This is a genomic window from Phenylobacterium sp., assembly GCF_036821595.1.
Taxonomy (GTDB): domain Bacteria; phylum Pseudomonadota; class Alphaproteobacteria; order Caulobacterales; family Caulobacteraceae; genus Phenylobacterium.
This window is the reverse complement of sequence record NZ_DAISJG010000120.1, coordinates 1-4,727: the sequence shown is the minus strand read 5'-3', so window position 1 is coordinate 4,727 and position 4,727 is coordinate 1. Positions and strand designations below refer to the sequence as shown.

General features: G+C 68.7%; 5 protein-coding genes and 1 pseudogene. 2 read left to right on the top strand and 4 right to left on the bottom strand.

Translation table 11 applies throughout. The features are described from left to right. Positions 1–561, top strand: a 561-nt coding sequence (pgsA, locus tag V7Z97_RS19350; RefSeq protein WP_334165111.1) for a CDP-diacylglycerol--glycerol-3-phosphate 3-phosphatidyltransferase, incomplete at its 5' end; no start/stop codon positions are given. A 9-nt stretch (positions 562–570) separates the two neighbouring features. Here the strand turns inward: pgsA and V7Z97_RS19345 are convergent. From V7Z97_RS19345 to V7Z97_RS19330, 4 genes are all read right to left on the bottom strand, one after another. Next, complete coding sequence (locus V7Z97_RS19345) at positions 571–1,011, bottom strand: YciI family protein (RefSeq protein WP_334165110.1); 441 nt, start codon at positions 1,009–1,011, stop codon at positions 571–573. A gap of 89 nt (positions 1,012–1,100) precedes the next feature. Further along, the gene (locus V7Z97_RS19340) at positions 1,101–2,471 is read right to left on the bottom strand and encodes an L-serine ammonia-lyase (protein WP_334165109.1); all 1,371 of its coding nucleotides are present in this window, start codon (positions 2,469–2,471) and stop codon (positions 1,101–1,103) included. 122 nt (positions 2,472–2,593) lie between these two features. Continuing rightward, on the bottom strand, positions 2,594–3,487 hold the full coding sequence (locus V7Z97_RS19335) for a pirin family protein (RefSeq protein WP_334165108.1): 894 nt from the start codon (positions 3,485–3,487) through the stop codon (positions 2,594–2,596). A gap of 23 nt (positions 3,488–3,510) precedes the next feature. Continuing rightward, the gene (locus tag V7Z97_RS19330; RefSeq protein WP_325460212.1) at positions 3,511–4,008 is read right to left on the bottom strand and encodes an Lrp/AsnC family transcriptional regulator; all 498 of its coding nucleotides are present in this window, start codon (positions 4,006–4,008) and stop codon (positions 3,511–3,513) included. 142 nt (positions 4,009–4,150) lie between these two features. Here V7Z97_RS19330 and V7Z97_RS19325 point away from each other — a divergent pair. Further along, positions 4,151–4,727, top strand: a pseudogene (locus V7Z97_RS19325) (indolepyruvate ferredoxin oxidoreductase family protein); the annotation flags it as partial.

Below are 4,727 nucleotides of genomic sequence, written 5' to 3'. Positions count from 1 at the left end.
CTGGCGCTCGCCGCCGCGGCGGGAGGGATCCCCTATGTGTCCGAGCGGCTCGACCCTCTGGCCCAGTTCAGCCTGCAGCGGTGGGCGGTCTACGCCTTCGTGGTGGCGGCGGTGACCGACTTCTTCGACGGCTGGCTGGCGCGGAAGATGAACGCCGTCAGCGTCTGGGGCGCCATCCTCGACCCCATCGGCGACAAGGTGCTCGTCTGCGGCGCCATCCTCGGCCTGCTGGCGATGGGCGGCGCCCAGCCGATGATCGTCCTGCCGGCCGGCCTGATCCTGTTCCGCGAGTTCACCGTCAGCGCCCTGCGCGAGGTGGGCGCCGGCAAGGGCGTCAAGCTGCCGGTCACCCTGCTCGCCAAGTGGAAGACGACCCTGCAGCTCGTGGCCCTGACCATGGAGCTTATCGTCGCCGCCTGGGGCGCCTTCAGCCTGCCGGAGGCGGCGGGGGTCCGCGGCGGCTTCGCCACGGCCGCCCACCTGCTGTTCTGGCTGGCCGCGATCGTGACCCTGATCACCGGGGCCCAGTACTGGGAACAGACCCGCAAGGCCCTGACCTAGGTCAGAGCGTCAGGCGTCGAGCTTCGGCGCCTTGGCGATCTGGTCGTCGCGCCAGGCCTTCTCCTGGGCCATCACCTCGTCGGAGACATAGCCCTCGAAGTCCTCCGGCTCGTGGTAAGGGCGCAGCTCGATCTCGCCGTCCGCAAAGGGCACGCGCCTGGCCCACGACAGGGCTTCGTCCATGTCCTTGCACTGGATGATCCAGAAGCCGGCGATCAGCTCCTTGGTCTCGGCGAACGGACCGTCGGTGACGACGGTGTTCCCGCGGCCGTGGAAGGCGATCCGCTTGCCGGCGGAGCTGGGCTTCAGGCCCGCGCCGTCGAGCATGACGCCGGCGGCGATCATCTCGTTGTTGAACTCCGCCATCTCCGCGAACATCTGCTCGGCGTCGGGCGGGAACTCGCCAGCCTCGGATTGGGGCGTGGCCTTCACGATCATCAGGTAGCGCATCGTCCGTCTCCTTCTCCGGTCCTCGTGACCTTACGGCAGGATGACGAACGGCGCGCAACGGAGCCGACATTCGCCGCGGCGGATTCCGCTCAGCACTCCGCGAGGTTGACGGCGAGGCCCCCCAGGGAGGTCTCCTTGTAGATGTGGCTCATGTCCTCGCCGGTGCGCTTCATGGTGGCGATCACCTTGTCGAGGCTGACGGTGTGGCGGCCGTTGCCGAGCAGGGCCAGGCGGGCGGCGTCGATGGCCTTCACCGCCCCCATGGCGTTGCGCTCTATGCAGGGGATCTGCACGAGGCCCCCGATCGGGTCGCAGGTGAGCCCCAGATTGTGCTCCATGGCGATCTCGGCGGCGTTCTCGATCTGGGCGTTGGATCCGCCCAGCACCGCCGCCAGGCCGGCCGCCGCCATGGAGCAGGCGACGCCCACCTCCCCCTGGCAGCCCACCTCGGCGCCGGAGATCGAGGCGTTCTTCTTGTAGAGCGCGCCGATGGCGGCGGCGGTCAGCAGGAAGGTGCGCCGGCTCTCCGCCGTGCCGTTGTGGAAGCGTTCGTAGTAGCGGAGCACCGCCGGCAGCAGGCCCGCCGCGCCGTTGGTGGGGGCGGTTACCACCCGCCCGCCGGCGGCGTTCTCCTCGTTCACCGCCAGCGCCCAGAGGTTCACCCAGTCCAGCGCCGCCAGGGGATCGGCGATGCGCCGGTCGGCGTCGGACATCAGGTTCTGCCAGACCTGGTTCGCCCGCCGCGGCACCTTCAGGCCGCCCGGCAGGACGCCGTCCACACGCAGGCCCCGGTCGATGCAGGCGTACATGGCCGCAGCGATCTCCTCGAGTCCGTCGTTGATCTCCTGCTCGGAGCGGCGGGCCTTCTCGTTTTCGAACATCAACTCGGCGATGGTGAGGTTCGCCTGCGCCGCCCGCTCCAGGAGCTCGTCGGCGGAATCGAACGGATAGGGGACCTCCGGACCGGCCTCGGCCGGGGCGTTCTGGCCCATCTCGTCCTCGTCACGGACAAAGCCGCCACCGATGGAGAAATAGGTCCGTTCGCCGAGCGGCGCGCCCTCGCCGTCGAAGGCCATGAACTTCAGGGCGTTCGGATGCTGGGGCAGCCGGGTGCGACCGGCCCAGATCATATCGCGGCCAACCTCGAAGCCGATCTCCCGCTCGCCGGCGAGCATCAGCCGGCCCTGGTGGACGGCGCGGGCGATGGTGCGATCGCCCTCGTCGGCGTCGAGCGTGCGCGGCTCGAAGCCCGCCAGGCCCAGGATCACCGCCCGGTCCGTGGCGTGGCCGCGGCCGGTCAGCGCCAGCGAGGCGTACAGGGTGACCTCGACCCGCTCCACCCCGGGGAGCCTCCCGCCCAGCCAGGCCAGGAACCGGCATGCGGCGGTCATAGGGCCCATGGTGTGCGAGCTGGAGGGGCCGACCCCGAGCTTGAAGAGGTCGAAGGCGCTGACGTTCATCTTGCCCACTAACGCCGAAATGGAGGCAGGCTCAACCCGACACCGGTCAGTGGCCGCAAGGCTCTCCGTGCTACGGCATATGAAGAGGGGGGATTATTCCAGCCAAGCTTGCGCCGGTGTCGTCAGCTCATGGGGTTGGCCGGCGGCGGCGGGTCGCCGGGCAGGGGGATGAACTCGTCGTGGTCGGCGTCGGGCAGCTTCATGCGGCCGGCCCGCCAGTCGGCCTTGGCCTGCTCCAGCCGGTCCTTCGACGAGGAGACGAAGTTCCACTCGATGAACCGCGGGCCCACCGGTTCGCCGCCCAGCAGCATGACGATGGCTGGGGTCACCGCCGTGAACAGCACCGGCTGGCCGGGCGCGAAGACCAGCATCTGGCCCTCGTGGAACTGGCGGCCGCCCACCTCCACCACCCCCTGCGCCACATAGGCGGCCCGCTCGGGATACTCCGCCGGCAGCTGCGCCTGGGCGCCAGCGTCCAGCCGCCAGTGGACGTAGAACATGGGCGAGTGGGTGCGCACCGCCGACTTGGCGCCGAAGGCCTCGCCGGCGATCAGCCGGGCCCACATGCCGCCGCCTTCGTAGGTGGGGAGCTGCTCGGGGCTGTAGTGGGCGAAGGCCGGATCGGTCTCCTCGTCCTCGACCGGCAGGGCGATCCAGGTCTGGATCCCGTTCATCCGCCCGCCGTGGGCGCGCAGGTGCTCGAAGCGCTCGGAATGGGTGATGCCGCGGCCGGCGGTCATCCAGTTCACCTCGCCGGGCCGGATCGGCTGGACGGCGCCCACGCTATCGCGGTGGGTCATCTCGCCTTCGAACAGATAGGAAAGGGTGGAGAGGCCGATGTGCGGGTGCGGCCGCACGTCCACCTCGCGGCCGAAACCGGCCTGGAACTCCGCCGGGCCCATATGGTCGAAGAAGATGAAGGGGCCGACCATCCGGCGCTGGGCGAAGGGCAGGACCCGCCCCACCTCGAACCCGCCAAGGTCCTTGCGCCGCTGGTCGATGACGAGGTCGATCATGGTGGGGCTCCTTCGAGACCCCCCTAGCTTTGCGCGCTCACGTAGGGGCTGACCAGACCCAGCGGGGCGGCGGTGGTGTGCTTCACCGAGCGGATGACGATCCGGCTCTCGATGTTCGAGACTAGGCCGAGCGACAGGATCTTGTCGCGCAGGAAGTCGTCGAAGGCGTGCATGTCGCGGGTGACGATCCGCAGTTCGTAGTCGGCCGCGCCGGTGACGGTGGCGCACTGGACGACCTCCGGCAGCTTGCCGATGGCGGTCTCGAAGGCGTCGAGGTTGTCCTTGGTCGGCAGGCTGAGCTTGACCGTGCAGTAGACTTCGAAACCCAGTCCCAGCTTCTCCCGGTCCAGGATGGTCACGCGCCGCTGGATGACGCCGGCGTCCTCGAGGCGCTTGATGCGCCGCCAGCAGGGGCTCGAGGACAATCCTACCCTTTCGGCGATCTCGGCGACCGATAGGCCCGCGTCATGCTGGATCAGATCCAGAATCTTGGCATCGACGGCGTCGAGCACCTCGGACAAGTTTTCCTCCTTCTCTCGCCGCTTGCCGGCGTCTTTCTTGCCCCGGAACCGGATGGCAGGGGCACGCTTTTGGCAAGCAATTGCTACGATCTTATATGATCTTCTAACGGCCTGTGGGAGGCCTGGAAGGATAAAAATTGCGATGCGCCACCAGGAAGTGACGCTCGACGACAAATTTCTGCTCACCGAAGGTCGTGTCTTCATCACTGGCGTACAGGCTCTCCTGCGCGTCCTGATGGATCAGCACCGCCTCGACCAGGCTGCGGGCCTGAAGACGGCGGGATTCGTGTCGGGGTATCGCGGCTCGCCGCTCGGCGGGCTCGACCAGCAGGCCGCGCGCGCCGCCAGGCACCTGAAGGCCGCCGAGGTGGTGTTCAAGGAGGGCCTCAACGAGGACCTAGCCGCGACCGCCGTCTGGGGTTCGCAGCAAGCCAACCTGTTCCCCGGCGCGCTCTACGACGGCGTGTTCGGCATGTGGTACGGCAAGGCCCCGGGCGTGGACCGCACGGGCGACGCCTTCAAGCACGCCAACTTCGCCGGGGTCTGGCCGAAGGGCGGCGTTCTGGCCGTGGCCGGTGACGACCACAACTGCAAGTCCTCGACACTGCCGTCGCAGTCGGAGTTCGCCTTCCAGGACTTCGAGATGCCGGTGCTGGCCCCCGCGGACGTGCAGGAGGTGCTGGACTACGGCCTGATGGGCTACGCCATGTCCCGGTTCT